The sequence below is a fragment of the Streptomyces sp. NPDC046909 genome (assembly GCF_040644695.1).
In the GTDB taxonomy this organism is placed as follows: Bacteria; Actinomycetota; Actinomycetes; order Streptomycetales; family Streptomycetaceae; genus Streptomyces.
The window spans coordinates 321,557-348,413 of sequence record NZ_JBEYXC010000009.1 but is presented as its reverse complement, the minus strand read 5'-3'; the positions used below and the strand labels follow the sequence as shown (position 1 = coordinate 348,413).

The 26,857-nt window shown below is 72.5% G+C and carries 23 protein-coding genes and 1 pseudogene; 7 read left to right on the top strand and 17 right to left on the bottom strand.

Annotation, left to right across the window (positions count from 1 at the left end; all coding sequences use genetic code 11):
• Window positions 1-29: 29 nt before the first annotated feature.
• Window positions 30-521 carry an Lrp/AsnC family transcriptional regulator gene (locus ABZ928_RS29825; RefSeq protein ID WP_361525494.1) on the bottom strand — a complete coding sequence of 164 codons (492 nt, stop codon included), beginning with the start codon at window positions 519-521 and terminating at the stop codon, window positions 30-32.
• Between the two features lie 60 nt (window positions 522-581).
• On the opposite strand from ABZ928_RS29825, the gene ABZ928_RS29820 reads away from it, so the two are divergent.
• Window positions 582-1,835: a PLP-dependent transferase gene (locus ABZ928_RS29820; protein WP_361525491.1), complete on the top strand. Its 1,254-nt coding sequence runs from the start codon at window positions 582-584 to the stop codon at window positions 1,833-1,835.
• On the opposite strand, the gene ABZ928_RS29815 is transcribed toward ABZ928_RS29820, so the two are convergent.
• The 5 genes from ABZ928_RS29815 to ABZ928_RS29795 form a co-directional block, all read right to left on the bottom strand.
• Window positions 1,813-3,189 carry a GNAT family N-acetyltransferase gene (locus ABZ928_RS29815; protein WP_361525488.1) on the bottom strand — a complete coding sequence of 459 codons (1,377 nt, stop codon included), beginning with the start codon at window positions 3,187-3,189 and terminating at the stop codon, window positions 1,813-1,815. The genes ABZ928_RS29820 and ABZ928_RS29815 overlap by 23 nt on opposite strands.
• A gap of 120 nt (window positions 3,190-3,309) precedes the next feature.
• Window positions 3,310-5,976, bottom strand: a complete 2,667-nt coding sequence (locus tag ABZ928_RS29810; protein ID WP_361525486.1) for a DUF6493 family protein — start codon at window positions 5,974-5,976, stop codon at window positions 3,310-3,312.
• Window positions 5,973-7,376, bottom strand: coding sequence for an SWIM zinc finger family protein (locus ABZ928_RS29805; protein WP_361525483.1), 1,404 nt, complete (start codon window positions 7,374-7,376; stop codon window positions 5,973-5,975). Before ABZ928_RS29805 ends, ABZ928_RS29810 begins: the two co-directional genes overlap by 4 nt.
• Window positions 7,377-7,530: 154 nt before the next feature.
• Entirely contained in the window at window positions 7,531-9,117 is a 1,587-nt protein-coding gene (locus tag ABZ928_RS29800; protein WP_361525480.1) for an alkaline phosphatase D family protein, read from the bottom strand.
• Window positions 9,118-9,252: 135 nt separating this feature from the next.
• Window positions 9,253-10,692, bottom strand: a complete 1,440-nt coding sequence (locus tag ABZ928_RS29795) for a PLP-dependent aminotransferase family protein (RefSeq protein ID WP_361525477.1) — start codon at window positions 10,690-10,692, stop codon at window positions 9,253-9,255.
• On the opposite strand from ABZ928_RS29795, the pseudogene ABZ928_RS29790 reads away from it, so the two are divergent.
• Window positions 10,683-11,576 (top strand): annotated as a pseudogene (locus tag ABZ928_RS29790) (DMT family transporter); the annotation flags it as partial. The gene ABZ928_RS29795 and the pseudogene ABZ928_RS29790 sit on opposite strands and share 10 nt — an antisense overlap.
• A gap of 33 nt (window positions 11,577-11,609) precedes the next feature.
• On the opposite strand, the gene ABZ928_RS29785 reads toward ABZ928_RS29790, so the two are convergent.
• Window positions 11,610-12,440, bottom strand: a complete 831-nt coding sequence (locus ABZ928_RS29785) for an alpha/beta hydrolase (RefSeq protein WP_361525474.1) — start codon at window positions 12,438-12,440, stop codon at window positions 11,610-11,612.
• A 139-nt stretch (window positions 12,441-12,579) separates the two neighbouring features.
• On the opposite strand from ABZ928_RS29785, the gene ABZ928_RS29780 reads away from it, so the two are divergent.
• Both ABZ928_RS29780 and ABZ928_RS29775 read left to right on the top strand, forming a co-directional pair.
• Entirely contained in the window at window positions 12,580-13,464 is an 885-nt protein-coding gene (locus ABZ928_RS29780) for an RNA polymerase sigma-70 factor (protein ID WP_361525471.1), read from the top strand.
• Between the two features lie 259 nt (window positions 13,465-13,723).
• Window positions 13,724-14,485, top strand: a complete 762-nt coding sequence (locus ABZ928_RS29775) for a GntR family transcriptional regulator (protein WP_361525469.1) — start codon at window positions 13,724-13,726, stop codon at window positions 14,483-14,485.
• A gap of 170 nt (window positions 14,486-14,655) precedes the next feature.
• Here the strand turns inward: ABZ928_RS29775 and ABZ928_RS29770 are convergent, their stop codons facing one another.
• From ABZ928_RS29770 to ABZ928_RS29760, 3 genes are all read right to left on the bottom strand, one after another.
• Complete coding sequence (locus ABZ928_RS29770) at window positions 14,656-15,813, bottom strand: ROK family protein (protein WP_361525466.1); 1,158 nt, start codon at window positions 15,811-15,813, stop codon at window positions 14,656-14,658.
• A 99-nt stretch (window positions 15,814-15,912) separates the two neighbouring features.
• On the bottom strand, window positions 15,913-16,575 hold the full coding sequence (locus ABZ928_RS29765) for a response regulator transcription factor (RefSeq protein WP_361525463.1): 663 nt from the start codon (window positions 16,573-16,575) through the stop codon (window positions 15,913-15,915).
• A 14-nt stretch (window positions 16,576-16,589) separates the two neighbouring features.
• Window positions 16,590-17,759, bottom strand: a complete 1,170-nt coding sequence (locus tag ABZ928_RS29760; RefSeq protein ID WP_361525460.1) for a histidine kinase — start codon at window positions 17,757-17,759, stop codon at window positions 16,590-16,592.
• 108 nt (window positions 17,760-17,867) lie between these two features.
• On the opposite strand from ABZ928_RS29760, the gene ABZ928_RS29755 reads away from it, so the two are divergent.
• The 3 genes from ABZ928_RS29755 to ABZ928_RS29745 are packed head-to-tail and all read left to right on the top strand — an operon-like array spanning window position 17,868 to window position 19,997.
• Window positions 17,868-18,788, top strand: coding sequence for an ABC transporter ATP-binding protein (locus ABZ928_RS29755; protein WP_361525457.1), 921 nt, complete (start codon window positions 17,868-17,870; stop codon window positions 18,786-18,788).
• Window position 18,789: 1 nt separating this feature from the next.
• The gene (locus tag ABZ928_RS29750; RefSeq protein ID WP_361525455.1) at window positions 18,790-19,569 is read left to right on the top strand and encodes an ABC transporter permease; all 780 of its coding nucleotides are present in this window, start codon (window positions 18,790-18,792) and stop codon (window positions 19,567-19,569) included.
• A gap of 41 nt (window positions 19,570-19,610) precedes the next feature.
• The gene (locus ABZ928_RS29745; RefSeq protein WP_361525452.1) at window positions 19,611-19,997 is read left to right on the top strand and encodes a hypothetical protein; all 387 of its coding nucleotides are present in this window, start codon (window positions 19,611-19,613) and stop codon (window positions 19,995-19,997) included.
• A 4-nt stretch (window positions 19,998-20,001) separates the two neighbouring features.
• Here the strand turns inward: ABZ928_RS29745 and mug are convergent, their stop codons facing one another.
• The 7 genes from mug to ABZ928_RS29710 form a co-directional block, all read right to left on the bottom strand.
• Window positions 20,002-20,547, bottom strand: a complete 546-nt coding sequence (mug, locus tag ABZ928_RS29740; protein ID WP_361525862.1) for a G/U mismatch-specific DNA glycosylase — start codon at window positions 20,545-20,547, stop codon at window positions 20,002-20,004.
• On the bottom strand, window positions 20,544-21,986 hold the full coding sequence (purB, locus tag ABZ928_RS29735) for an adenylosuccinate lyase (protein WP_361525450.1): 1,443 nt from the start codon (window positions 21,984-21,986) through the stop codon (window positions 20,544-20,546). The genes mug and purB overlap by 4 nt, the downstream gene beginning before the upstream one ends.
• 148 nt (window positions 21,987-22,134) lie before the next feature.
• The gene (locus tag ABZ928_RS29730; protein ID WP_361525447.1) at window positions 22,135-22,908 is read right to left on the bottom strand and encodes an SGNH/GDSL hydrolase family protein; all 774 of its coding nucleotides are present in this window, start codon (window positions 22,906-22,908) and stop codon (window positions 22,135-22,137) included.
• A gap of 82 nt (window positions 22,909-22,990) precedes the next feature.
• Entirely contained in the window at window positions 22,991-24,004 is a 1,014-nt protein-coding gene (locus ABZ928_RS29725; protein ID WP_361525444.1) for a hemolysin family protein, read from the bottom strand.
• On the bottom strand, window positions 24,001-25,344 hold the full coding sequence (locus tag ABZ928_RS29720; protein WP_361525441.1) for a hemolysin family protein: 1,344 nt from the start codon (window positions 25,342-25,344) through the stop codon (window positions 24,001-24,003). Before ABZ928_RS29720 ends, ABZ928_RS29725 begins: the two co-directional genes overlap by 4 nt.
• Window positions 25,345-25,509: 165 nt before the next feature.
• On the bottom strand, window positions 25,510-25,935 hold the full coding sequence (locus ABZ928_RS29715; protein ID WP_361525438.1) for a GNAT family N-acetyltransferase: 426 nt from the start codon (window positions 25,933-25,935) through the stop codon (window positions 25,510-25,512).
• A 56-nt stretch (window positions 25,936-25,991) separates the two neighbouring features.
• Window positions 25,992-26,849 carry an LLM class F420-dependent oxidoreductase gene (locus ABZ928_RS29710; protein ID WP_361525435.1) on the bottom strand — a complete coding sequence of 286 codons (858 nt, stop codon included), beginning with the start codon at window positions 26,847-26,849 and terminating at the stop codon, window positions 25,992-25,994.
• Between the last annotated feature and the right edge of the window lie 8 nt (window positions 26,850-26,857).

Here is a 26,857-nt window from a genome sequence, read left to right as displayed (position 1 = left end):
GTCCATCCTCATACGAGGGGCCGCCGCAGTCACGTGGATTGTGCCGAGGGCGTAGGCGGCAGCAGCGGTCCGCAGTCCCACTGCTGGAAGATCAACCGGGTCTCCACCCGGGCCACTTCCCGATGCGCGGTGAACTCGTCCAGCACCAGCCGCTGCAGATCCGTCATGTCCGCGACCGCGACATGGACGAGATAGTCGTCGGGCCCGGTCAGATGGAACACGGTCCGCGACTCCGGCAGCGCCCTGATCCGCTCCACGAACGGCCCCACCAACTCCCGCCGATGCGGCCTGACCTGCACGGACAGCAGGGCTTCAAGTCCCCGCCCGAGCTTCGCCGGGTCCAGCCGCAGCTGATGCCCGAGAATCACGCCCGCCCGGCGCAGCCGGGTCACCCGGTCAAGACAGGTCGACGGCGCGACCCCGACCTGCGCGGCGAGGTCCCGATAGGTGGTCCGGGCGTCGTTCTGCAACAGCCGCAGCAGATGAAGGTCCACCGGATCCAGTACGACAGATTCGGCCATCGCCCGAACGTAGCACGGCATTCCCTCCCTCCAACCCGGCCGGTGTTCACCCTGTCCCGCATGGAGACGACGCCCGCGCCCACCAGAGCCCTGGCCACCGAGGCCGTCCACGCCGGCCGCGACGACCTCGCCCGGCAGGGACTGCACGCCCCGCCCATCGACCTGTCGACCACCTACCCCTCCTACGACAGCCGCGCCGAGGCCGCCCGCATCGACGCCTTCGCCACCACCGGCGCCGACCCGGACGGCCCCCCGATCTACGGCCGTCTCGGCAACCCGACCGTCGCCCGCTTCGAGACCGCCCTGGCCCGCCTGGAGGGCACGGAATCCGCCGTCGCCTTCGCCAGCGGCATGGCCGCCCTGACCGCGGTCCTTCTCGTACGGGCCTCAGCGGGCCTGCGCCATGTGGTCGCCGTCCGCCCCCTGTACGGATGCAGCGACCACATCCTCACCGCCGGCCTCCTCGGCACCGAGGTGACCTGGACCGACCCGGCCGGCATCACGGACGCCCTGCGGCCCGACACGGGCCTGGTCATGGTCGAGACCCCGGCCAACCCCACCCTCGCCGAGGTGGACCTGCGCGCCCTGGCCCACGCCTGCGGCACCGTCCCGCTCCTCGCGGACAACACCTTCGCCACCCCCGTCCTCCAGCGCCCGGCGGAACACGGCGCCCGGCTGATCCTGCACAGCGCCACCAAGTACCTCGGGGGACACGGCGACGTCATGGCCGGCGTGGTCGCCTGCGACGAGGAGTTCGCCGGCCGCCTCCGCCAGATCCGCTTCGCCACCGGCGGCATCCTGCACCCGCTGGCCGGCTACCTGCTGCTGCGCGGCCTCTCCACCCTCCCGGTCCGCGTCCACGCCGCCTCCGCCACCGCCGCCGACCTGGCCGCCCGCCTCGCCGCCGACCCCCGCGTCGCTCGCGTCCACTACCCCCGCATCGGCGGCGCGATGATCGCCTTCGAGGTCCACGGCGACCCCCACGAGGTGATAGCGGGCGTCCGCCTGATCACCCCGGCGGTGAGCCTGGGAAGCGTGGACACCCTGATCCAGCACCCGGCGTCGATCAGCCACCGGATCGTGGAGGAGGGCGACAGGCGGGGCGCGGGGGTGAGCGACGGTTTGCTGCGGATGTCGGTGGGGCTGGAGGATGTTGAGGATCTCTGGACGGACCTGGACAACGCCCTAGGGATGGCGCCGCCCAGGGGCGCGGGGCTGCATCGATTTGCGGCTCCGCCGCGGGGCGCGACCAGCCACAACGCACCCGCACCCGCCGACGATCCTCTGGTCGCTACGGCATTTCCGCGCTCGTGACGCTCACCGCGCCCTCTCCCAGCGAAGCGGCCTGGTCCAGCCGCGCGGTGATCACCAGGGTCCCCTCCTCGATCTGATAGTCGAGGGGGAGCCCCAACCCCCGCATCGCCGCGACCATCCCCGTGTTGGACGCCTGCGTCACGGCGTACACACTCGCGCACCCGGCCTCAAGAGCCATCCCCACAAGCCTGCGCAGCAACTCCGCACCGACACCCCGCCGCTGCCAGTCGTCCTCGACGAGCAGCGCCACCTCCGTCTCGTCCCCGTCCCACAGCAGATGCCCGAGACCGACGAGCCGCCCCGACGCGGTCTGCACGGCGAGCGTCCGCCCGAACCGAGGGCTGAGCAGGTGGTTCAGGTACCGGTCCGCGTCCCCCACCGGCCCGTGATAGCGCAAGGACAGGGTCCGGGGCGAGCACCGCTCGTGCATCGCCTTGGCGTCCTCCAGATCGTCGACGTCGGCCCGCCGCACGGTGATGTCGTTGCCCTCGGGCAGCGTCAGCACATCCTGGCTGCGCGGCACCCGCGGCCCGAGCACCGCGTCCAGTTCCACCAGCGCCCGCGCCCGCGCGAACTCGGTCGGGGTGAACGGCAGATACGGCCGCTCCACGGTGATCACTCCGCCTTCCGGTGCCCGCAGCCTCATCACGCTCTCCTCGAACGCCCCCTGCACGGGCACGTCCTCGGACCCGGGTCCCGCCGGCGACTGCCGGATCGTGCACCGGCCCAGCAACTGGCGCAGCGCCAGCGGCAGTTCCGCGGCGTCGAGCGCGGTACGGGCCGCGAGACCGAGCACCCGGGTCGGCGCGTCGACCAGGTCATGGGCGTCGGCCCGCTCGATCCAGGTGCCGGTGCCGCCGGCCAGCGCGACGGCCCGGGTGATCCCGGACGCTTCGAGACCGCGGGGCGCCCGCAGCAGGAACTCGTCCACCGTGCCCTCGGCCAGCGGGTGCGTCTGGAGGCTGAGGATGTCGACCCGGTGACCGGCGAGCGCGGTGCAGAGCGCGGCCAGTGACCCTGGTTCGTCCTTCACTGTCGTCCGCATCCGCCACAGGGTGCTCTCCCCGGTCTGCTCCGAGGAGAGCGACCGGGTGCCGGTATCGGTATCCGTGTCGGTATCGCTCGTCGGCGGTGCGTGACCGTGGCGGCGTGCCCACCATGTGTGGAACCCCGCCGTGGCGACCAGCACGACCGCCGAGATCAGCAGCAGCGCCGGACCGTCCGGGCCGTGGCCGACCAGATTGGCGACGGCGTCCGCCACCGCGACCGCCGTGAACAGCGCGGCGAGTTCGATGACATCCCGCCGCCAGTGGTGGACCGGACGACCGTGCCTCGCACGCGTCACATCAGACATTTCTCGACTCATGCACCCACTGTGAAGGAACGGTGTTGCGTGATCACGAACGCTTTGTGACCGAGCGGTAAAGACTGAATATGCACCTTTTGTCGCTTCTCTTACGGTTGTGTTGCGGTCTCATGCCGCCACCTCCAACGCCAGCGCGGTGCGCAGCCGACGAGCCTGTGTGACCAGCCGAGACGTGCCGCGCCGGTCCGCGGTCTGCCCCAGATGCGGCAGCTCGCCCCGGGCCCCGGACCGCTCGGCGCACTCCGCGGCCACGGCCAGCAACTCCCCGAGACCCCGGCTCTTCGCGGCCTGCCCGTCCGGCCCGCCGGTCGCGAGATCGGCGAGCAGCACGGGCAGGGCGTGGCGCAGCACCCCCCAGACCGTGGCGTTCGCCCCCGTTGCCGCCGCCGTCCGCGCCGACTCGGCGAGCCTCAGCGGCTTCACGGCCCCGCGCCGCACCAACTGCCCGAGATCCGCACCCAACAGCGCCGAGTCGAGCCGCCCGCGCGCGGCGAGCACCAGCAGGGCGTCCACGGCGGCGAGGCGATCCTCCTCGTGCCGGGCTCCGAGTCCGTACGCCAGACAGAGGTGGACGGCGTCCCCGACCGGGCCGTCGGCCTCGGCGAGGAGCGGGAGCACGGCGGCCGCACCCCGCGAGTCGTGGACGGCGAGACTGGAGAGGTCGGGCAGCATCCGGACCGCGACGAGTTCGGGCCGCTCGGGCAGCACCGCCAGCCAGTGCTGCCGTATGGAGTCACTCCAGTGGTAGCAGTGCCAGCGGTCACCGAACACGCTCACCGGTCGGCCCAGGGGGCGGAACTCGGGGTCGAAGTCCTCCTGAAGCCCCAGCAGTTCACCGGTCTCGATCAGGATGCGCGTGCCTGACGTCCGCCGTCGGTACATCGGCAGGGCCGGGGGCCTGGAGGTGAGCCAGCGGGCGAGGCGGTCGCCCTCCGGTGTGCCGAGCGCGGCAGCGGCGCGGGCAGCCGACGCGGCCGTCGACTCGTCGCTGCGGCGCACCCGTAGCAGGGCTTGGGCGAAGTCGGCCTCGGAGACCCGCGTGCCCAGACGCCGGTACTCGTCGAGACGGGCCACCAGCTCGTCGGGCTCCAGCAGGCCCGTGCTCCATGTGGGGGTGGAGAGCAGGAACGGCAGCGGCTCCGTGCGGATCCGGTAGGCCACCTCCCGCAGGCGGGCGCCGAACGCCCTGGCCAGGGGGCTGTGTCCGCAGTGCCGGCTCGCCGCCCGGCCGTTCAGACCGACGCGGAGTGTGCTCGTGAACACGGTGCCGTGCAGCGTCGCCAAGATCAGGTCGAGTCCGTCAGATGCGTCGGCGATCTCGTGGCGGGTGCCGAAGTAGTCGTCACCGCGCTGGATGTGGTCCGGGCCCGTGTCGGCCCACCAGCGGCGGGTGATGACCGGTCCCAGCGCCTCCAGGAGCGCGTCCTGGTTCTCGTGGGCCTGCCGGACCAGCCCGTCCAGCGCACGCTCGAACGTGGTGACATCACCCTCGGACGCCAGCAACGCCCCGACTTCTTCGGCGAGTTCGGCGGGGTCCGTCGGCGCGGGGGCGACGCGGACCGGCTCGGGCGCCGGCGGCAGCATCTCCTCGTCCACCACGGACCGCGGTGCCGCCGGAGCCGCGCCCAGTGATCCGACCGCCCGGGCGTGCAGCGCCGGGATCAACTGCTCCGCCGCCGCGGCGAGTTCCTCCCGTACCGCGGGACCCGCCTTCCTGACATGCCGTTCGACCAGCTTCAGCGCCCGTTCCTGCACATCCGAGTCCTCGTGTGCGAAGGCCTGCGCGGTGACCGGCAGCAGTTCGTCGGCCGTGGCGGCGTCCCGCGCGATCAGCTTGCCCAGCAGGACGAGCTGCGCCCGTACGAGCTTTTTCTCGGTGCGGAACAGCACCGCGCCCGACAGCTCGGCGAGTCGGCGCACGGGCAGTTCGCCGTCCAGGGCCAGGGCGGCGAGCACCGACTGCGCGTGTGCCGCAACCGTCGACGTGGCGTCCGAGGCGAGGGCCAGCCAGTCCGCCGCGCGCTCCCGCTCCTCGTCACGGGTGAGAGCGAGCGCCTTGAGGACGTGCAGGAACACGCGGTTGTCGGCTGTCGCCCCGCCCCTGAGGAGCCGGGCGACACAGGCGTCGACCACCACCTTGCGCTCCAGCACCCCCTCGGCGGCGAGTTGAGTGATCGCACCGGTCCAGCCGTCCACTCCCTCGTGGCTCGACCACGCCAGACCGGTGCCGATGCCGTCCGTCTCGAACAGCGCGCCCACCAGCTCCGGGAGGTGCGGTTCCTGTCGCATCCGGCCGAGCACCGTGTCCGTGCGCTGCCAGCCACCGCCGATGTGCTGCACCCAGCCCTCGACATAGGCCTGGGTCGTCGGTGCCGGGCAGCCCGCGAGGCGTACCAGGCCGGCCATCAGCGGATAGGGCACCCCACTGCCGCTCGGGCGCTGCGCCAACCGGTGTGCCACGTCCGCCAGCCACGCGGGCTCCCGGTCGCCCAGCACATCGATCAGCACCGTCGGTGACGCCGGCGACCAGCGCAGGTCGGCGGCCGCCAGCCAGGTCGCCACGGCCGCGGCACCCGTCTGGCACGCCGCCCCGGCCACATGCAGGGCGGGGTGGGCGCGCCGGACCTCCGCGGTCCACGGATCCTTCCTGAGCTCCTTGCGCAGTTCCTTCAACTCCGGGAAGGACGCGCGGCGTTCCGCATCCGTCATCCCGTCGAGCAGCCCCACCACCTCGGCCGTCCGACCGGCCCGTACCGCCTCGATCAGCGAACTCATCGCACACCCCCGTAGACCCGCGCCACGCCCTGCTCCACCGCGGCACCCCGCCGCACCATCCGTACCGCCAGCGCGTGCTTGCACGGCCCGCGCCCGCCCCGATATCTCGCCCACCACAGACAACTGCAGCTCAGCACCCCGGCCTCGTCCCGCACCCGATGCACATGACCGTCCTCGGCCGTCACGGTCCCACCGGAGGCGTGCCCGGCCACCGCACCGGCCGCGACCAGCGCACGGGCCGAACGCAACCGGGGGTTGTGCCGCTCCACGCGCTCGGCGTCGTACGGCAGCTCCCGGTGGAAGTAGGCGGCCTCCGCCGTGTCGTACCCGACACGCCCCGAGGTGCCCAGGCGGATCAGGGCCGCCCGGACCCGCTCGGCCGTGAGGCCCGAGGCCGCGGCGAGGTCGGCGACGTCGATGCGGGGCTCCCAGGCGAGGAGCACCGAGATCAGCTCGGCGTCCTCCGCCGCCTCGTCGGCGGCGAGCGCGTCGAGCACCCCGCCCTCGCCGGAGAAGCCGCGTGAGGCGTCGGGCGACAGCGTCAACGTCAGCCGCATGCCCGGCAGTACGGCCTCCCAGGCACTGGCGGTGGCGGCCGTGGCGGCACCCGGGGCGACCGCGGGGCCGTACACCCGCAGGGCCGTCGCGAACCGCAGCACACGCTGGAGCGCGATCAGCCGGTCCGGCCCCGGCAGGCACACCGCGCCCGGTACCGCACGGGTGGTCGGCCGCAGCGCGCCGCCTGCCGGGACGACCCAGCGCGCCCCGCCGCGCCCGCCACCGCGCGGGAGCGCCCTGAGGAACCGCACAGCCTCGGCGGCGGGCAGTTCGGCCCGCAGGTCGAAGCCCGCCGCGATCACCTGGGCCTCCGCGAAGCCGCGCAGCCAGCGGTCCGGGAGCGGCACCTTCTTCTCCACGACCGGGCCGTCCAGCGTGGTCACCGCCAGTTCCTCCGGGCCGACGCGCAGATGGAGCGGGTCGTCGGAGCCGATCCGCGAGAGGGCCTCGCGCAGTGGGTTGTTGACGTCCACGTTCGTCGTGCCGTGCCCCACCTCGCCGCCGTCGAGGCCCGGCGTCAGCACGTCCAGGCGGGCGTACACCCCGCCGCAGCCGGAGAAGGACTCGAAGCGCAGCCGGTCGCCGTTGCCCGTCACCACCGGGTCGAGCGAGGCCCGCAGCTGCCGCTGGTAGTAGCGGGCGGCCGCCACGTCGGCCACCGCGAGCAGCCCCGCGGAGGCCGCCTGAGGGGACGTCAGGAAGCCCGTGAAGAACCGCGGATGGTCCTCGGCACCCGAGGGCGTCGCACCGTGGGAGGTCTCAAGGCCCAGGTGCCGCTCGTCCGCTGCGGACTCCAGCACGGAGGGTCGGCGATAGGCCACGGCCTGCAAAGATCGCGTCATGGAAAAACCGTAGAGGCGACCACTGACAATCGGCTCTGACCTGCGAAAACGGCCTGCGGGAGGGGGGAGTTCGCGGGCCGGTCGGGCAGGAAGCGCGCAGGCCGCGTACCGAGGGATGACGCCGGTACGCGGCCCGCCTTCGAGCGTACGGGAGTTACTGGCCCACTCGGCCCGGCTGCAGCACCTGCGTGAACAGCACGGTGCCGTCCGCCTCGCGCAGCCGGACCGTCAGCTCGCCGCTGTCGCCGTCGATGTCGACCTCGCCGAAGAACTGGTAGCCGCCGGCCGGGGAGACGTTGGCCGCGGTCGGCGCCTTCACGAACACCCGCTCCGGGCCGAAGGTGTTGTCGAGCGCGTTCGCGGGGAACGCGCCGGCGTTGAGCGGGCCCGAGACGAACTCCCAGAACGGCTCGAAGTCGGTGAAGGCGGCCCGCGACGGCTGGTAGTGCTGCGCCGAGGTGTGGTGCACGTCGGCCGTCAGCCACACGGTGCCGGTGATCCGCCGGTGCTTGATGAACCGCAGCAGCTCCGCGATCTGGAGCTCGCGCCCGAGCGGCGCGCCCGGGTCGCCCTGCGCCACCGCCTCGATGTTCGCCTTGCCCTCGGTCGCGTCGGGCACGACCAGGCCGAGCGGCATGTCGGAGGCGATCACCTTCCACACCGCCCGCGAGCACGACAGCTCCCGCTTCAGCCACTCCAGCTGCTCACGGCCGAGGATGCCCTGCGGGTCCACGGTCTGGTCGTCCGGCGAGTTGGCGTTGCGGTACGTCCGCATGTCCAGCACGAACACGTCCAGCAACGGGCCCTGCCGCAGCACCCGGTGCACCCGGCCCTCCCGCGCTCCTTCCCGCAGCGTGGAGATCGGGAAGTACTCACCGAACGCCCGACGGGCCCGCGCCGCCAGCACGTCGACGCTCTTCTCGGTGTAACGGGTGTCGGAGTCCAGGATCGTCTGGCCCGGGTACCAGTTGTTGCGCACCTCGTGGTCGTCCCACTGGATGATCGAGGGCACCTGGGCGTTGAACCGCCGGAGGTTGTCGTCGAGCAGGTTGTAGCGGAAGTTGCCGCGGAACTCGGCCAGGGTCTCGGCGACCTTGGACTTCTCCTCGGTGGTGATGTTCCGCCAGGTGCTGCCGTCGGGCAGCGTGGCGGTCGCCGCGATGGGGCCGTCGGCGTAGATGTTGTCGCCGCTGCACAGGAAGAAGTCCGGGTCGAGCGCGGCCATCGCGTTGTAGATCGTGTAGCCGCCGAAGTCCGGGTTGATGCCCCAGCCCTGGCCCGCCAGGTCGCCCGACCACAGGAAGCGCACCCCGTCGCGCCGCCGGGCCGACGCGGTGCGGAACGTGCCGGCGACCGGCTCACCGGTGCGGCGCGGGTCGTCCGGGTCGGCGAGCAGGACGCGGTAGTGGATCTGCTCGCCCGCAGGGAGGCCGTGCAGCCGGGTCGTGCCGGTGAAGTCGGTGTCCGCGCCGAGCAGCGGGCCGTGCCATCTGCGCGGGTTGCGGAAGGACTCGGTCGCCGACGTCTCGACGATCATCCGGGCCGGCCGGTCGGACCGCACCCACACCAGCCCCGAGTTGGAGGTCACGTCGCCCGTCTGCACGCCCCACCCCGCCTCGGGCCGCCCCGACAGGGCGAACGCCGGTGCCGAGCCGGCCACCGCGGGCAGGGTCAGGGCCGCCGACGCGACCAGGGAGCCGCGCAGGACGGTGCGGCGGTCGGGGAGCGGACGATGTGACATGGATGCGCCTCCAGGGACGGGATCCGGCCAGTGTGCGATGCCACAACTACTCGTGCGCCGCAGCGCGCACGGAAACCACAAGTGAACAACTGACCCCACGCGCAAGGGAACCGGTGTACGAGAGCCACAGCCCCCTCAGCGCGCCTCGGCCATCCGCCGCACCCCTTCGCGGATACGCGCGGGCGACAGATGGGCGTACCCCAGCACCAGCCGCACCTCAGCCGAGTCATCGGTACGCGCGTGTGTGCAGTCCGACAGCGGACGCACCGCCACTCCGGTCGCGGCCACGCGCGCGAGGAAGCGCTCCTCGGGCCCGTACCGCTCCGGCAGCGTGGCGATGACGTGCAGCCCCGCGGCGATCCCGGACACCGCCGCGCCGGGGAAGTGCTCCGCCAGGGCGGCAACGAGCGCGTCCCGCCGCTCGCGGTAGGCGCGCTGGCAGCGGCGCAGCTGACGGTCATAGTCGCCGCGCTCGACGAACCGGGCGAACAGCGCCTGGTCGAGGGTGGGATGGCCGAGGTCCATGGTCCGCTTGCGCTCGATCACCTCGTCGGCGAGCGGCTCCGGCACCAGCAGCCAGCCCAGCCGCAGCCCCGGGGCGAGGGACTTGCTGACCGAGCCCGCGTAGGCCACCCGGTCCGGATCGAGGCCCTGGAGCGCGCCGACGGGGGCGCGGTCGTAGCGGAAGTCGCCGTCGTAGTCGTCCTCCAGGACGAACCCCTCCACCGACCTGGCCCAGTCGAGCAGTTCGGTGCGGCGGTGCGCGGAGTACGCGATCCCCGTCGGGTACTGGTGGGCGGGCGTCGTCACCACGGCCCGTACGCCCGACGCCCGCAGCGGTCCGACGGCGAGCCCCTCGTCGTCCAGCGGCAAGGGGACCGTGGTGACGCCGGCCGCGGTGTACAGGTCGTCGTGCTGCGGACTGCCCGGATCCTCGACCCCCACCTCGCGCAGCCCGCGCGCGTGGAGCGCGAAACCGAGCAGGGTCGTCGCCTGTGCCACCCCGGACACCACCACGATCCGCTCCGGATCGGCGACCACACCCCGGCGGCGCGCGAGCAGTTCGGCCAGCGCGGTTCGGAGCCGGGGCAGCCCGCGCGGATCGGGATAGCCGAGTTCGTGGTGCGGCAACTCCGCCAGCACCCCGCGCTGCGCGGCGGCCCAGGCGGCGCGTGGAAACAGCGACAGGTCGGGCGTGCCGGGCACGAAGTCGGCACCGGAGCCGGGGGTACGCGGCGCGAGATCACGCGCGCGTGGCCGCGCGGCCCGTACCGCACCCCCCACCCAGGTCCCCGCACCCCGGCCGCTGCGCAGATACCCCTCCGCCGTCAACTGCTCGTACGCCTCCGTGACCAGCCCGCGCGACACACCGAGGTCACCGGCCAGATCCCGGCTCGACGGCAACCGGGTCCCCGGCGCGAGCCGCCCGGACCGCACCGCCTCCCGCAGCGCCGCCTGCAACGAACGGCCACGCGTGCGTGCGGGCGCGGAGACGGCGGGAAGGAGCAGCTCCCAGGCGGCGGAACCGGCCCGATCCGTCGGCGGTTCCCGCCGATTGGTCTCCGATGACGTCATGGAAATGGACCTTAATGCGGACCGCCGCGCTTCCTAGCGTCGCTCCCATGAACGCCACCTCGACCCGCGGCACCCTCCTCGCCGCGCTCGCCTGCGTCCTCGTGGGCGCGTCCTTCACCGCCAACAGCGTCCTCGGCGACTACCCCTACGCGGGCGGCCAGTTCCTCCGCTACGGACTGGCCTGTCTGCTCCTCCTGCCGCTGGCCGGACGCGGCACGCCGGCCCGGCTGCGGGCCCTCACAACCGGCCAGTGGGCCCGCCTCGGGCTGCTCGCGGCCGTGGGCATGGTCGGCTTCAACTCGGCCGTCATCGCCGCGGAACGTACGGCGGAGCCCGCGGTCCCGGGTGTCTTCGTGGGCTGTGCCCCGCTCGCGGTGGCCGTTCTCGTCCCGCTCCTGGACGGTCGCCGACCCCAACGCGCGGTCCTGCGCGGGGCGTTGCTCGTGGCCGTCGGCGCCTTCGTGGTCCAGGGCTGGGGGCGTACGGACGGGGCGGGGCTCGCCTTCTCCGGGTGCGCGCTGGCCGGGGAGGTCGGGTTCGCGGTGCTCGCCGTGCCCGTACTGCGTCCCCTGGGCCCGCGGTTGCTGTCGGCGACGGTGTGCGGCATCGCCGCGATCGAGTCCCTCGCGGCCGGACTGCTCGTGGACGGCACCGGGTGGCTGCGGCAGCCCGACCGCACGGAGACCGCCGCGCTGCTGTGGCAGGCGGCGGTCGTCACGGTCGTCGGCTTCGTCTGCTGGTACATGGGCATGCAGCGGATCGGCGCGGAGCGCGCCACGCTCTTCTCCGGCCTCATCCCGGTCGCCGCCGCCTGCACCGCCCCGCTCGTCGGCACCGGCTCCTACGGCGTCGCCCAGGCTGTCGGAAGCGCCCTCGTCGGCGCCGGAGTCGCCCTCGGATCGGGCGCGTGGACCAGATCAGCGGCTGCCGTCGAGGATCACGCGCGCGACGAGCGCCGGGTCGTCGCTCATCGGGCAGTGACCGCAGCCGGGCAGCCGCACGAGACGCGCCTTGGGGATGATCCGCTTGGCCCGGACGCCCTGGCGGCGCAGCAGCAGCCGGTCCTTGGTGCCCCAGGCCACGGTGACCGGGACACCGGGGACGTCGTCGACGAACTGCACGGAGCCGCCCGCGCGGAGGGTCTCGGCGAAGCCTGTCGCGTTCACCAGGGCGAGCGTCTCGGCGACGACGGCCTCGGGTGAACGGCGGCCCGGGCGGGCGTAGATGGTGCTCGTCAGCGCGGTACGGCCGGCCGCCGACCGGGACAGCCGCTCGACCATCGGCAGCGGCATCCGCAGGGCTATGCCCCGCATCGCGAGGAGCACCGTGAAGGCGTAACGCTTCTCCGCCTCCGACCAGAACCCGGCGGGGGACAGCGCGGTGACGGACCGTACGAGGTTCTCCCGGCCCAGTTCCAGGGCGAGCAGGCCGCCGAGCGAGTTGCCCGCTACATGCGGACGGTCGAGCTTCAGCGCCTCGCAGAAGGCACCGAACACGGCGGTCGTGGTGGCGAGGTCGTAGGCGAGCCCGTCCGGCAGACCGGGGGAGGTGCCGAACCCGGGCAGGTCCACGGCGATCACCTCGCGCTCGGTCGCCAGGATGTCCACGACCGGGTCCCAGGCCTGCCGGTGATGACCGATGCCGTGCAGCAGGAGCAGCGGCTCTCCGCTGCCCACGCGCGCGTAGTCGACGGTCACGGTGCGCGGGCCCTGCGCAGAGGGCACCTCGAAGGAGACGGTGGCGGCCATGGGGGTGTGCTCCTCGTCTGGAACGTGCTGACGGACGGCGTAGACAGCTTGTCAGCAATTACTACCGACGGGTAGCCCCTGGATCCGGAAGTGCTCGAACCGCCTGGACAGCACCGGATGTCTCGGATGGGATGGATCCGTGACCACCGACACGCTGACCGACGAATTCGAAGAGCACCGCCCCGTCCTGCTGGGCGTCGCCTACCGCATGCTCGGGCGGGTGGCCGACGCGGAGGACGTCGTCCAGGAGGCCTGGCTGCGCTGGTCCGGCGCGGACCGCGGCGAGGTGCGCGAACCGCGCGGCTATCTGGTGCGCATCACGACTCGCCTCGCCATCGACCGCCTGCGCCAGGTCAAGGCGCGCAATGAGGCGTACGTCGGCCCCTGGCTCCCCGAGCCGTACGTCACCGACTTCGGGGACACCGTGCCGGACACCGCGGAGCGCGCCGTGCTCGCCGACTCCGTCTCGCTCGCCGTCCTGGTCGTGCTGGAGTCCTTGTCGCCCCTGGAGCGGGCGGTGTTCGTGCTCAGGGAGGCCTTCGGCTACCCGTTCGCGGACATCGCCGCCATGCTCGACCGCGGCGAGCCGGCGGTCCGTCAGCTCGCCGGACGCGCCCGCAAGCACGTCGAGGAACGCAAACCCCGCTACGAGGTCGACCCCGCCCAGCGCAAGGACCTGACCGAACGTTTCCTCGCCGCCGCCGAGGGAGGCGACCTCGAAGCGCTCATGTCGATGCTGGCCCCCGACGTCCGTCTCGTCGGCGACAGCGGCGGCAAGTCCCGCGCGCCGCTCCGCGTCCTGGAGACGGCCGACCACGTGGGCCGCTTCATGGTCGGCGTCGCCGAGAAGGGCGTCGCGGACATGTCCTACCGGTTCCTGGAACTCAACGGCGGCCCGGCGATCCTGATCCTGACGGGCGGCAAGCCCGACTCGGTCATCCAGGTCGACATCGCCGACGGCCGGATCCAGTCGGTCTACATCGTGCGCAACCCCGACAAGCTCGTGTCGCTGGCCGCCGGATAAGCCCCTCGGCGCCGCAGCCGCCGACATCCGGACGAAGCCCCCGTTTCGCGACGGGGGCTTTGCCGTCATGTCACGAAGATCCCCCTGTGCGAACGGCTCATGAACGCTCTGCGGCACCAGCCCTGTGCGTTGGGCAAGGGATCGAGGATTGGTCTTGACCAAGGGTGGGGGCCGCCCTATGGTCGCAGAGAAGTGAAACAACCTTTAATAAACAAGGGCGCTAAAACGCCGCCGGGCCACGGCGATTGCGGAGGACAGGGTGGGGACCACGCAGCTGGAAACGGTGCCGGAACCGAAGTACTGGCATCTCAAGACCGTGCTCACTGAGGCGCTGGACTCCGAGTTCTCGGTGGGCGAGATCCTGCCCAACGAACGCGACCTCGCCGCCCGGTTCGGCGTCGCTCGCGCCACGCTCCGCCAGGCCCTGGAACAGCTGGAACTGGAAGGCCGCCTGCAACGCCGCCGCGGTGTCGGCACGACCGTCGCCCCGCCCCGCGTGGGCGTCTCCGTCGGCACCGAGCAGCACATCTGGCCCGGCACCGCCACCGACGCCTGGCAGCCCGTCGACAGCAGCCTGGAGGTCCCGCCGACGACCGTCGCCGGTGCCCTGGAAACCGGCCAGGACCAGCCCGTGCACACCGTGCGCCGCTCCCGGATGACACACGGCCAGCCCGTAGCGGCGGAGCTCCTCTACATCCCGCAGTCGTCGGTGCCGGATCTCTCCGCCATAGACGCCCCCTCCGGGACGGCACGCGCGCGTGCCGTACTCCGCGAGTTGCAGCGCCTCGAACTGGAGGGCCAGGACAGCGCCGTCGAACTCGGCTCGGCCCGCGCGGACGACGCCAGGCAACTGGACCGCCTCCCGGGCGCCCCCGTCCTCGTCGTCACCACCCGCTTCTTCGCCGACGGCCGCACCGCGGCCCTCTCCGTCGCCACCTACCGAGCCGACACCTGCCGTCTGACCTTCGGCGACTCGGGCGGAGTGGAGATCCACGAGAACCCGGAACGCCAGGCGTCCTGACGGCCGCGAGACAGCAGGTCCAGCGCCCCCGGAGCAGATCAGGGGGCGCTGGACATGTGAACCCCGGTCGGCAGAAGCGCCCCGAAAGGGGCGCGGGGAACTGCGCGACCAGCCCCCGCGGCGCCGCAGACACACGACGCCATCTCCCCGCACCGCGTCTCGCGGAGAGCTCAGCGACGTGCCGTCACCGTGCCCTCCACCGCGAACAACTGCTCCTCCACATGGTCGAGCGCCAGCCGCAACGCACCCGTGGCCACAGCCGCCTCCCCGAGCAACGACAGCGTCACCCTCGGCGGCCGCAGACAGTACCGCGCCAACTCCCGCCGCAGCGGCTCCAGTACGTCGTCCAGCCCCGTCGCCCACCCGCCGATGACGACCAGTTCGGGATCGAGGGCCAGGGAGAGCGCGGCCACGTCGTGCACGAGCCGCTGGATGAACCGGTCGACCGCCGCGCGGGCCCGCTGATCGCCCTCACGGGCCTGCGCGAAGACCTCGGCGACGGCCTGCTCGTCCAGGGGATGCAGCGGTTCGTCCGTGGTGGACAGCAGCGTCTCGGGCGTCACCTCGCGCCCGAGCAGATGCAGCGCGCCGATCTCGCCGGCCGCCCCGCCGTACCCCCGGTGCAGCCGCCCGCCGATCAGCGCGCCCGCGCCCGGACTCAGCCCGGCCAGGACGAACACGATGTCGTCGGACTCGGTGGCGGCGCCCTTCCAGTGCTCGGCGACCGCCGCGGCGTTGGCGTCGTTCTCGACCAGTACCGGGCACTTGAAGGAGCGGCTCAGCCGCTCGCCCAGCCGCAGCCCCGTCCACTCGGGCAGCGCGGCGCACAGCCGCACCGTGCCGTCCGCCTCGACGATCCCCGGCGACGCGACTCCCACGGCCCGCAGCGAGTCGCGGGACACACCGGCCCGGCGCAGCAGTTCGGCCACCGCGGTGCGCAGCCGCTCCAGGCGCTCGTCGGCCGGCGCGGACTCGTCGACGTCCTTCGCGACGGCACCGAGAACCCGGCCGTCCAGGTCGGAGAGGAGCGCCGCGACCCGGTGCGACCCGATGTCGAGGCCCAGCAGATGCCCCGCCTCGGCCCGGAACCGGAAGCGCCGCGCGGGCCGCCCCTGCCGTCGTACGACGCTCTCGTCGGCCGCCTTCTCGACGACGTACCCCGCCTCGATGAGCCCCTCGACCACGCCCTCGACCGTCGGCCGGGACAGGCCGGTCACCCGGGTGATCTCGGTGAGTGTGGCGCAGTCGGTGGCGCGCAGCGCGTGCAGCACCACCGCGGAATTGATCCTTCGCAGCAGCGAGGGATCCCCGCCGGTCAGCCGCCCCAACGTCCGTCCTCCCAGCTCGTGCGCGTGTTGGCCGGATCGTACTCGTCGGGGCGGAGCCCGGCGAGTGCGGGGACGTCAGAGATCGCTTGCTGTCCCCGGTCAGCCCGGCGCCACGAACCCCGACTCGTACGCCGCGATCACCGCCTGGGTGCGGTCTCGCGCGCCCAGTTTCCCGAGTACGGCGCTGACGTGCGACTTCACCGTCTCCGTCCCGACCACCAGCCGCGCGGCGATCTCCGCGTTCGACAGCCCACGGGCCATCAGCCGCAGCACCTCGGCCTCACGCTCCGTCAGCTGAGCCCGCTCCATCACCGCGCGGGCAGCCCGATTCCCGCCACCCTCGCCGTACTCGGCGGCGAGCTGCCGCACCGACGCCGGGAACAGCAGCGACTCGCCCTCGGCGACCAGCCGTACCGCGTGGACGATCTCGGCCGGCCGGGCCCGCTTCAGCAGGAAGCCGTCGGCCCCGGCCCGCAGCGCCTCGTAGACGTACTCGTCGTTCTCGAACGTCGTCACCACGAGGATCTTCGGCGGCTCGTCGACCGTCCGCAGCACCGCGCGCGTGGCCTCGATCCCGTCCAGCAGCGGCATCCGTACGTCCATGGCGACCACGTCGGGCCGCAGCTGCCGCACCAGCGGGATCACCGCCGCCCCGTCGGCCGCCTCCCCGACGACCTCGATGTCGGGCTGCGCCTCCAGCACGGCCCGCAGACCCGCGCGTACGAGGGGTTCGTCGTCGACGAGGAGAACGGTGACCGGCATCCGGCCAGCGTAGATCAGCGCAACGGCAGTTCTGCGTGCACCTGCCAGGCACCCTGATCCGGCCCGGTGTGCGCCCGCCCGCCCAGCAGGGCCGCGCGCTCGCGTATGCCCCGCAGCCCGCTGCCTCTGCCGGGCCCGGCTATGTCGGCGGTGAGCGGATTGCGGACCTCCAGGAGGAGCATGCCCTCGGCCACCGTGACCCGGACCCGGACCGGGACGGCCCCCGCGTGCCGCAGCACATTGGTCAGCGACTCCTGGAGGATGCGGTAGCCCTCGCGGGAGACCGGGCCGGGGACGGTGTCGAGGGGGCCGGTCATGTCGACGTCGACCTTGGCGCCCGACACCCGCGCGGACTCCAGCAGCCGATCGGCGTCGGTCAGTGTCGGACGGCTGCTGACCGGGCGCTCCGACTCGCGCAGGATGCCGAGCACGCGTTCCAGGTCCTCCAGGGCCGCCCGGCCGGTCTCCTCGATGGCCTCCAGGGCGCGGTCCGTGAAGGCCGGGTCGGCCGCCGCCCGCGCCGCGCCCGCCTGGACGACGGCGACGGTGAGGGCATGGCCGATGGAGTCGTGCAGTTCCCGCGCGATACGGGTGCGCTCCAGCAGCTGCTCCGTGCGCTCCTCCATGGCGGCCAGGCGGTCGGCGGGGGAGGGGCCGAGGAGGCGGCGGGCGAGCGTGGTGATCAGGTGCCCCGAGCCGACCACGGTGGCCGCCAGGACAGCCAGCGCCGGGAGCACCAGCAGGGCGTGCCACCAGTGGTGGCCGTCGAGCAGGAACAGCACTCCGTCGCCGGCGTCGCCGCCGAACGGGGACAGCGTCAGGTCCACCGACGCCAGCAGGAGTTGGGCGGTGAACATCGAGGTCGCACAGCCCAGCAGCAGCCGTGCCTCCAGCCACAGGACCACTCGCCCCCGGTCGCTCCAGGACGCGGACGGCGCGACGACGATCTCGGCGCTCTCACTGTCGTGCCGGTGACCGGTCAGCAACAGCCTTGCCTGGAGCCCCTCCACGGTCCGCATCGCGGGCACCAGCCCGACGGGCACGAGCACCGCGCCCGCCACCACCCAGGTCCACCACGCCTCCTCGATGAACAGCCACATGGAAGGCCACACGATCGCGATGTACAGATGCAGCAGTCGTGTGTACGTCACCGCCCTACCGAACGGGCGCAGCAAGCGGGCCATCCCGTCATCGTGCCAGCCGCCACTGACAACGGACCTCCCCCGCCCGGGGGAGACGATCTCCACCCACGGGGGAGGACCCGCCCCCGTCGCACCGGCCAGGCTGCTGCCATGACCAGCATCGAAGTCCAGAACCTGACCAAGGAGTTCGGCACCAGGCGAGCCGTGGACGATCTGACCTTCACCGTCCTCCCCGGCCGCGTCACCGGCTTCCTCGGCCCCAACGGCGCCGGAAAGTCCACCACCATGCGGCTCGCGCTCGGCCTGGACCGGCCGACCTCCGGCACCGCCACGATCGGCGGCCGCGCCTACGCCACCCTCCACGAACCCCTGCGGCACGTGGGCGCCCTCCTCGACGCACAGGCGGCGCACGGTTCCCGCACCGGCCGGAACCACCTGCGCACGCTCGCGGCGAGCAACCGCATCCCCGACCGCCGTGTCGACGCACTGCTGGAGGAGACCGGCCTGGCGACGGTGGCGGGCCGCCGGGTGAAGACGTACTCCCTCGGCATGCGCCAGCGACTCGGCATCGCCGCCGCGCTCCTCGGAGACCCCGAGGTGGTCATGCTGGACGAGCCCTCGAACGGTCTCGACCCCGAAGGCATCATCTGGATCCGCCAGTTGCTGCGCCGCCTGGCGGGGGAGGGCCGTACGGTCCTGGTCTCCAGCCACCTCATGAACGAGACCGCGTCCTTCGCCGACCACCTCGTGGTCCTCGGCCGGGGCCGGCTCCTCGCGGACACACCGATGCGGGAGTTCATCCACGCACGCGTGCAGCCGAGCGTACGTATCCGCACCGCGGACCCCGCCGCCCTCAAGGCGGTCCTCGCCGAGCATGGGCACGACGCGGCCGAACACGAGGACGGGCACTGGCGAGTGCGCCACGCACGCGTGGACGACATCGGACGCCTCGCCTCCGCCGCGGGCGTCCCCCTCCTCGAACTGACCGCCGAGGAGGGCACCTTGGAGCAGGCCTATCTGGACCTGACCTCCGGCACCGCCGAGTTCACCGCACAGCCGCAGGAGGCCTGACATGTCGTCCGCACCCACCCCCCACTCCGCACCCACCCCCTACTCCGCCCGCACCCCCCACTTCGCACCCGCCCTCCACGCCGAGTGGCTGAAGATCCGCACCCTCCCCTCGCTCCTCGGCGCCCTGCTCGCGCTGTTCGCGGCCACCACGGCGTTCTCCGCCCTCGCCGGTGTCTCGGACACGTCCGACCCGGAGTTCGACCCGCTCTTCTTCGCGCTGTCCGGGGTCGCGCCCGGGCAGATCGCCGCGATCACCTTCGGCGCCATGGCGGTGTCGTCGGAGTTCCACGGGGGTGGCCTCCGACTGTCGCTCGCCGCGGTCCCGCAGCGGGGGCGCTGGTTCGCGGCCAAGCTGACGGCCGTCGCCGTGCCCGCGCTGGCCGCGGGACTCGTCACCGCCCTCGCCGCGCTCCTCGTCGCCAAGGCGGGACTCGGCGCCGCGGCGAGCGGCCTCACCGTCGGCGAGCAGGCGCGCGGCGTCGTGGGCTGCGGTGTCTACCTCACGCTCATGGCCTTGTTCGCGGCCGGTCTCGCGGCCCTGCTGCGCAGCGGGGTGGGCGCGCTGTCCCTGCTGATCCCGTTCATCCTCGTCGTCTCGTTCGTGATCGGCGATGTCCCCGGCGGCCTCACCGACTTCATGCCCGACCGGGCGGGACAAGTGGTCTTGTACCAGTCGTACGACGGCCCGCTGGGCCCGTGGTCCGGACTGGGCGTCACCGCGCTGTGGACGGCGGCGGCGGTCCTCGCGGGGGCGTGGAGCATACGGCGCAGGGACGCCTGACGGCACGCCAGTTGTCAGTGGGGCGGGGTTTACTGGATCACATGGACATCGCGAAGGACCTCGCCCTGATCGACCTGTTGTGCGCCCGGGACTTTCCCGGGGAGCACGAGCGCTACCACACGGCGTGGTTAGGTCCGGGGCACTGGCCGGACGTCAGCGACTGCTACGCCTACGAGGTCGCTCTGGTCGAAGGGCTGACACGGCGCCATGGAGAGGCGTCGCGCTGGGGGACCGTGACACTGGAGCAGCGCATCGAGCGGGGTGAGGCCATACCCGAACCCTGGGGGACGCTCACCGCCCTGGCGATCGATGTGCGTACGTGGATCGAGCCCGTCAGCGGTCGCCGGATCACCATCGCGGTCGCCGACCGGGACGGCGAGAGCGTGCCGCAGCCCTGGCTCGCCGTTACGGAGTCCGACCCGCCGTGACCCCTCAGGCCTCCGCCGCCACCCTCAACCGCCCGAACTCCTCGGCCATGGTCGCTGCCGTCCAATGGGCGTTCAGCCCACTGGGATTGGGCAGCACCCACACGCGCGTGTCCCCGATCGTCCGCTCCTGCGGACCCACCTGGGCCTTTTTGTCGTCGAACGCCGCCCGGTAGGCCGTCACCCCCACCACCGCCAGCCAGCGCGGCCGCAACCGCCCGACCTTCAGCGCCAGTTGCCGCCCGCCCTCGCGGTACTCCTCCGCGCTCAGCTCATCGGCCCGAGCCGTCGCTCGCGCCACGACGTTCGTGATGCCGAGCCCGTGGGACAGCAACTCACCCTGTTCCGACGGCTTCAGGAGGCGAGGCGTGAATCCGGACAGATGCAGCACCGGCCAGAAGCGGTTGCCGGGGCGGGCGAAGTGATGGCCCGTCGCGGCGGTCATGAGACCGGGATTGATGCCGCAGAACAGCACGCGGAGGCCGTCCGCGACGACGTCCGGTACCAGACGGTCGCGAGCGGCCTCCAGCTCGGCCTGGGTGAAGCGGGTCAGAGGATCGCTCCCGGGGCGTAACCCGCGGCCTCCGGGTGCTGCTTCGCGATCTCCTCGATGCGGCCGACGACGACACCGACCTGGTCGGCGGCGGCGCCCGTGAAGGACAGCTTGTCGGCCATCAGCGCGTCCAGCTGGGCGCGGTCGAGCGGGATGCGCTCGTCGGCGGCCAGCTTGTCGAGGAGCTCGTTGCGCTCGGCACCCTGCTCGCGCATGGCGAGCGCGGAGGCGACGGCGTTCTCCTTGATTGCCTCGTGCGCGACCTCACGGCCGACACCCGCGCGCACCGCGCCCATCAGGACCTTGGTCGTGGCGAGGAACGGCAGGTAGCGGTCCAGCTCACGGGCCACGACCGCCGGGAAGGCGCCGAACTCGTCGAGGACCGTCAGGAACGTCTCCAGCAGACCGTCGAGCGCGAAGAACGCGTCCGGCAGCGCGACCCGGCGCACCACCGAGCAGGACACGTCGCCCTCGTTCCACTGGTCGCCCGCCAGCTCGCCCGTCATCGAGGCGTAGCCGCGCAGGATGACCATGAGGCCGTTGACGCGCTCGCAGGACCGCGTGTTCATCTTGTGCGGCATCGCGGAGGAGCCGACCTGGCCCGGCTTGAAGCCCTCGGTCACCAGCTCGTGCCCGGCCATGAGCCGGATGGTCTTGGCGAGCGAGGACGGCGCGGCGGCGAGCTGCACCAGCGCGGTGACGACCTCGTAGTCGAGGGAGCGGGGGTAGACCTGGCCGACGGAGGTGAAGGCCTGCGAGAAGCCCAGGTGACCGGCGATCCGGTCCTCCAGGTCCGCCAGCTTCGCGGGGTCCCCGCCCAACAGGTCCAGCATGTCCTGCGCGGTGCCGACCGGGCCCTTGATGCCGCGCAGCGGGTAGCGGCCGAGCAGCTCCTCGACCCGCCCGTACGCCACCAGCAGCTCGTCGGCGGCGGTCGCGAAACGCTTGCCCAGCGTCGTGGCCTGCGCGGCGACGTTGTGGGAGCGGCCGGCCATGACCAGCTCGCCGTACTCCCCGGCCAGCTTGCCGAGACGCGCCAGCACGGCCACCGTACGGTCGCGCACCAGCTCCAGCGAGAGCCGGATCTGGAGCTGCTCCACGTTCTCGGTGAGGTCGCGCGAGGTCATGCCCTTGTGGACGTGCTCGTGCCCGGCGAGGTCGTTGAACTCCTCGATCCGCGCCTTCACATCGTGCCGGGTGACCTTCTCGCGCTCGGCGATCGAGGCCAGGTCGACGGTGTCGAGGACACGCTCGTAGTCGGCGATCGCCGCGTCCGGCACCTCGATACCGAGGTCCTTCTGGGCCCGCAGCACGGCGAGCCAGAGCTGGCGCTCCAGCTTCACCTTCTGCTCGGGGGACCAGAGCGTGGCGAGCTCGGCGGAGGCGTAGCGTCCGGCGAGGACGTTCGGGATGCGGGGCTTGGCGGGAGCGGAAGTCACGTAGACGGATTCTACTGGCGATTCGTGCAGGCCAGCGCCACGGGTACCTTCGGCGGATCGTACGAGACCTGGGTCACGCCGCGGACTCGGCCGCCTGAAGGCGCTCGCCCCACGCCAGCCCTACGCCCGCCCCGCACCCGTCCCTCGGTCACCCCTCGTACGGCAGCAGCTCCGGCCGCTTCGCCGGCCGCCCGTCCCCGCTGGACCGCCCCGTCAGGCGCCGTCCGATCCACGGCAGCAGATGCTGCTTGGCGAACCGCACGTCCTCGATCCGCCGTGCGACCCACTTCGGCGGCACCGTGGCCGCCATCGGCGTACGCCACTCCGTGTCCTCGGGGTCGTAGCCCAGGGTCTGCCACACCGCTTCGGCGACCCGGCGATGCCCCTCGGCCGTCAGGTGCAGCCGGTCCACGTCCCACAGCCGCGGATCGCTCAGCGAGGGCGCCCCGTACAGGTCGACGACGACCGCGCCGTGCTTCTCGGCCAGCTCGTCGACGCAGAGGAACAGCTCTTCCATGCGCGGCCGGAAGCGCTCCAGGACCGGTCCCTGCCGGCCCGGGCTGCGCATCAGCACGAGCTGTCCGCAGGACGGGGCGAGCCGTTCCACCGCCTCGGTCAGCAGATCGCGCACCCGGCCCATGTCGCACTTGGGCCGCAGGGTGTCGTTCAGCCCGCCCACCAGGGTGATGACGTCGGGCCGCATGGCCACGGCCACGTCGACCTGCTCCTCGACGATCTGCTGGATCAGCTTGCCGCGCACCGCGAGGTTGGCGTACCGGAAGCCGGGCGTCACGGCGGCCATCCGGCCGGCCAGGACATCGGCCCAGCCCCGGTAGGTGCCGTCCGGGAGCAGGTCCGACATGCCCTCGGTGAAGGAGTCGCCGAGCGCGACGAGGCTGGTGTGTGTGGGGTTCTTCTGCATGGCGGAGGAAATGCTATCCCGTTCACATACCCGGCAGTCGGTCAGCCTCCAGGGGGTCCAGCTCCGGCAGCCCCCTGGCCCCTCACGCCCGCTGCCCGAACAGCTCCCGCAGCACGTCCTCCATCGTCACCAGCCCCGCCAGCCGCCCGTCGTCGCCCAGCACCGCCGCGACATGCGTACGGCTGCCGCGCATCGCCGTCAGGACGTCGTCCATCGGCGTGCTCTCCCGTACGCGCGCGATGGGCCGCATGTCCCGCACCTGGAACGGCAGATCGCGCGGGGAGGCGTCCAGCGCGTCCTTGACGTGGAGATAGCCGAGGATGCGCCGCCCGTCGTCCACCACCGGGAAGCGGGAGAAGCCGGACTCCGCCGACAGCCGCTCCAGCTGTTCCGGAGTGACGCCCACGCGCGCGTAGACGACGCGTTCCAGTGGGAGGACGACATCGCGCACCGGTCGGCGGCCCAGTTCTAGGGCGTCGTGGAGCCGCTCCCGGGTGCGGTCGTCGATCAGGCCCGCCTCGTCGGAGTCCATCACCAGACGGGCCAGCTCGGCGTCCGAGAAGGTCGCCGTGACCTCGTCCTTGGTCTCGACCCGCAACAGCTTGAGCAGGGCGTTCGCGAAGGCGTTGATCGCGAAGATCACCGGGCGCAGGCCCCGGGAGAGGGTGACCAGCGGCGGCCCGAGCACCAGCGCGCTGCGCACCGGCTCCGCGAGCGCGATGTTCTTCGGCACCATCTCGCCGAGCAGCATGTGCAGATACGTCGCCGCGGTCAGCGCGATCACGAAGGACACCGCGTGTCCGGCGCTCGTCGGCACGCCCAGCGCGTGGAACACCGGCTCCAGCAGATGCGCGATCGCCGGCTCGGCGACCACGCCCAGGATCAGCGTGCACAGGGTGATGCCGAGCTGCGCGGCGGCCATCAGCGCCGACACGTGCTCCAGACCCCACAGCACGCTCTTGGCGCGCCGGTCGCCCTCCTCGGCATGCGGCTCGATCTGGGAACGACGTACGGAGATCAGTGCGAATTCCGCGCCGACGAAGAAGGCGTTGACGACGAGGGTCGCCAGGCCGATCAGCAACTGGATCGCGGTCACTTTCCGGCCTCCCCGTCGAGCGAATCGGACACGTCGTCAAGCGGCGCGTGCAACAGGACGCGCGCGGCCCGCCGGCCGGACGCGTCCACGACGTCGAGGCGCCAGCCGACGACCTCCACGGTGTCGCCGACCGCCGGGATCCGGCCCAGCTCGGTCGCCACGAGCCCGGCCAGCGTCTCGTACGGCCCGTCCGGTGCCCTGAGGCCCACGCGCGCGAGCTGGTCGACGCGGGCCGAGCCGTCGGCGGAGTACAGGGCGCGGCCGTCGTCGTCGCTGCCCGCGGGGGCCAGATCGGGCGTCTCGTGCGGGTCGTGCTCGTCGCGGACCTCGCCGACGACCTCCTCGACGATGTCCTCCAGGGTGGCCACTCCGGCCGTACCGCCGTACTCGTCGATCACCACGGCCATGGTGCGCTTGCCGGACAGCCGGTCCAGGAGCCGGTCCACGGTCAGGGACTCGGGGACGAGCAGCGGCTCGCGCATCAGCTCGGCCACGGGGACGCGGGCCCTGCGCTCGGCCGGGACCGCCAGGACGTCCTTGATGTGCGCGGTGCCCACGACCGAGTCGAGGTTGCCGCGGTAGACCGGGAACCGGGACAGGCCCGTCGCGCGCGTGGCGTTCGCGACGTCCTCGCAGGTCGCCTGGACGTCGAGGGCGATGACCTGGACGCGCGGCGTCATCACGTTCTCCGCGGTGAGGTCGGCGAGGTTCAGGGTCCGTACGAAGAGTTCGGCGGTGTCCGCCTCCAGCGCGCCCTCCTTGGCGGAGTGCCGGGCCAGGGCGGCGAGTTCCTGCGGACCGCGCGCGGCGGCCAGCTCCTCCGTCGGCTCGACGCCGAAGAGGCGCACGATGCGGTTCGCCGTGTTGTTGAGGTGCGTGATGAAGGGCCGGAACGCGGCGCTGAACCAGCGCTGCGCGTTGCCCACCCGCTTCGCCACGGCCAGCGGCGAGGAGATCGCCCAGTTCTTCGGCACCAGCTCGCCGACGACCATCAGGACGACGGTCGACAGCGCCGTACCGAGCACGAGGGCGACCGACGAGGCGGCGGACCGGGAGATGCCGAGCGACTCCAGCGGACCGGCGATCAGCTTGGCGATCGACGGCTCGGCGAGCATGCCGACCACCAGGTTGGTGACGGTGATGCCGAGCTGGGCCCCGGACAGCTGGAAGGTCAGATTCCGTACGGCCTTCAGGGCGCCCGAGGCACCCCGCTCGCCGCGCTCCACGGCCCGCTCCAGGGCGCCCCGCTCGACCGTGGTCAAGGAGAACTCCGCGGCGACGAAGGCACCGCAGGCCAGCGAGAGCAGGATCGCCACGAGCAGGAGGAGCACTTCGGTCATCGGGTCACCTCCGTCCCATGATCGGACAGGGCGGGGAGGAACGCGCGATCTCGCGTACTACTGGGAGGCTCGCCCATGGGCGGACGCTCACACCTTTCATTGGAGGACCGAGTGATCCCCCAATGGTAAAGGATCGGCAAAGGGGTCGGGTCGGCAGGTCCCCGATCAGCCGGCCAGCGGCTTCACCCAGCGCCGCCACTTCTCCTCGGGCTCGTACCCTGCGGCCCGCCACGCGGCCTGCCCGCTCTCGTTGCGCACCAGCACCATCGCGTCTCCCCGCCGGCCGCCCAGCCGTACGAACCGCTCCTCCGCCGCCGCGAGCAGTGCCGTACCGATGCCCTGCCGCCGCCGCTCCGGGTGCACCGCCAGCCGGTACAGATGGCAGCGCCAGCCGTCGAAGCCCGCGATCACCGTGCCCACCAGCTCACCGTCCCGTTCGGCCAGGATCAGTGCCTCGGGGTCGCGCGCCACGAGGCGCTCCACGCCGTCGCGGTCGTCGCTGATGCTCGTGCCCTCGGCGGCGGTCTTCCAGAAGGCCAGTACGGCGTCGAGGTCTGCGGGCGTGGCGGCTCGAATGTGCGGTTCAGTCATACGGCGATCCCATCACCCCTGCTGCGCCGGTACGGCGAATTCCAGCATGCGGACGGTCACCTGCCGCCCAGCTCCGCGACGACCGGCGCGAACGCCTCCATGTACGGCTCCAGGACGGTCAGATAGGTGAAGCCGTACCGTTCGCGCAGCGCCAGTACCTTCGCGGTGATCTCCTCCTGGGGGCCGATCAGGAGGATGGGGAGGTCCAGTGCCTGCTCCGCGGTCGTGTCCGGCACCCGGTCCACGAGCGGTGCCACGGCGGCCGCGGGGTCGTCGGTGACGACCACCATCTGGATCAGGAGGTTCAGCTCGGCCGCCTCCTTGCGGCCCGCCGCCAGCTCCTTGTAGCGGGCGAGGCGTGCCTCGAAGACCTCGCCGGCGATCGGCACCAGCTTTCCCTCGGTGTTTCCCGGCACCAGGGACGCGCCCGTGAACGCGGCGATGTCCGCGTGTTCGGCGGCGAGCCCGAGCATTCGTTCGCCGTTGCCGCCGAGCAGCAGGGGCACCTCGGAGTCGAGCAGTCGGTCCAGCTCCTCCACCGTGCGCTGAAGATGATCCACGCGCGCGCGTGGCGAGCCGAACGGCAGCCCCGCCGCGTCGTGCTCCGCCTGTACGTAGCCGGTGCCGAGGCCGAGTTCGAGGCGGCCGTCCGTCAGCGCGTGCGTCGTCTCCACCTCGCGGGCGAGCAACACCGGGTTCCAGAAACCCGCGTTGAGGACGAACGTGCCGAGCCGCGGCCGTTCCGTCACCGCGGCCGCCGCGACCAGGGCCGGGAAGGGGGCGGGCATGCCGAGATGGTCGGGGACCAGGATGACGTCGTACCCGAGTTCCTCGGCCCGGCGGCTCTTGGCCCGCCACTCGTCGGCGGGCGCGGGGTCGATGAGGTTGACACCGAAGCGGAACGGACGCGGCATGAACTCTC

What these genes read in the sequence shown, in the direction of transcription:
- ABZ928_RS29825 (WP_361525494.1), bottom strand. Translation starts at nt 521, where the DNA reads ATGGCCGAATCTGTCGTACTGGATCCGGTGGACCTTCATCTGCTGCGG.
- ABZ928_RS29820 (WP_361525491.1), top strand. Translation starts at nt 582, where the DNA reads ATGGAGACGACGCCCGCGCCCACCAGAGCCCTGGCCACCGAGGCCGTC.
- ABZ928_RS29815 (WP_361525488.1), bottom strand. Translation starts at nt 3,189, where the DNA reads ATGTCTGATGTGACGCGTGCGAGGCACGGTCGTCCGGTCCACCACTGG.
- ABZ928_RS29810 (WP_361525486.1), bottom strand. Translation starts at nt 5,976, where the DNA reads ATGAGTTCGCTGATCGAGGCGGTACGGGCCGGTCGGACGGCCGAGGTG.
- ABZ928_RS29805 (WP_361525483.1), bottom strand. Translation starts at nt 7,376, where the DNA reads ATGACGCGATCTTTGCAGGCCGTGGCCTATCGCCGACCCTCCGTGCTG.
- ABZ928_RS29800 (WP_361525480.1), bottom strand. Translation starts at nt 9,117, where the DNA reads ATGTCACATCGTCCGCTCCCCGACCGCCGCACCGTCCTGCGCGGCTCC.
- ABZ928_RS29795 (WP_361525477.1), bottom strand. Translation starts at nt 10,692, where the DNA reads ATGACGTCATCGGAGACCAATCGGCGGGAACCGCCGACGGATCGGGCC.
- ABZ928_RS29785 (WP_361525474.1), bottom strand. Translation starts at nt 12,440, where the DNA reads ATGGCCGCCACCGTCTCCTTCGAGGTGCCCTCTGCGCAGGGCCCGCGC.
- ABZ928_RS29765 (WP_361525463.1), bottom strand. Translation starts at nt 16,575, where the DNA reads ATGCCGGTCACCGTTCTCCTCGTCGACGACGAACCCCTCGTACGCGCG.
- ABZ928_RS29760 (WP_361525460.1), bottom strand. Translation starts at nt 17,759, where the DNA reads ATGGCCCGCTTGCTGCGCCCGTTCGGTAGGGCGGTGACGTACACACGA.
- ABZ928_RS29755 (WP_361525457.1), top strand. Translation starts at nt 17,868, where the DNA reads ATGACCAGCATCGAAGTCCAGAACCTGACCAAGGAGTTCGGCACCAGG.
- ABZ928_RS29750 (WP_361525455.1), top strand. Translation starts at nt 18,790, where the DNA reads ATGTCGTCCGCACCCACCCCCCACTCCGCACCCACCCCCTACTCCGCC.
- ABZ928_RS29745 (WP_361525452.1), top strand. Translation starts at nt 19,611, where the DNA reads ATGGACATCGCGAAGGACCTCGCCCTGATCGACCTGTTGTGCGCCCGG.
- ABZ928_RS29730 (WP_361525447.1), bottom strand. Translation starts at nt 22,908, where the DNA reads ATGCAGAAGAACCCCACACACACCAGCCTCGTCGCGCTCGGCGACTCC.
- ABZ928_RS29720 (WP_361525441.1), bottom strand. Translation starts at nt 25,344, where the DNA reads ATGACCGAAGTGCTCCTCCTGCTCGTGGCGATCCTGCTCTCGCTGGCC.
- ABZ928_RS29715 (WP_361525438.1), bottom strand. Translation starts at nt 25,935, where the DNA reads ATGACTGAACCGCACATTCGAGCCGCCACGCCCGCAGACCTCGACGCC.
- ABZ928_RS29710 (WP_361525435.1), bottom strand. Translation starts at nt 26,849, where the DNA reads ATGCCGCGTCCGTTCCGCTTCGGTGTCAACCTCATCGACCCCGCGCCC.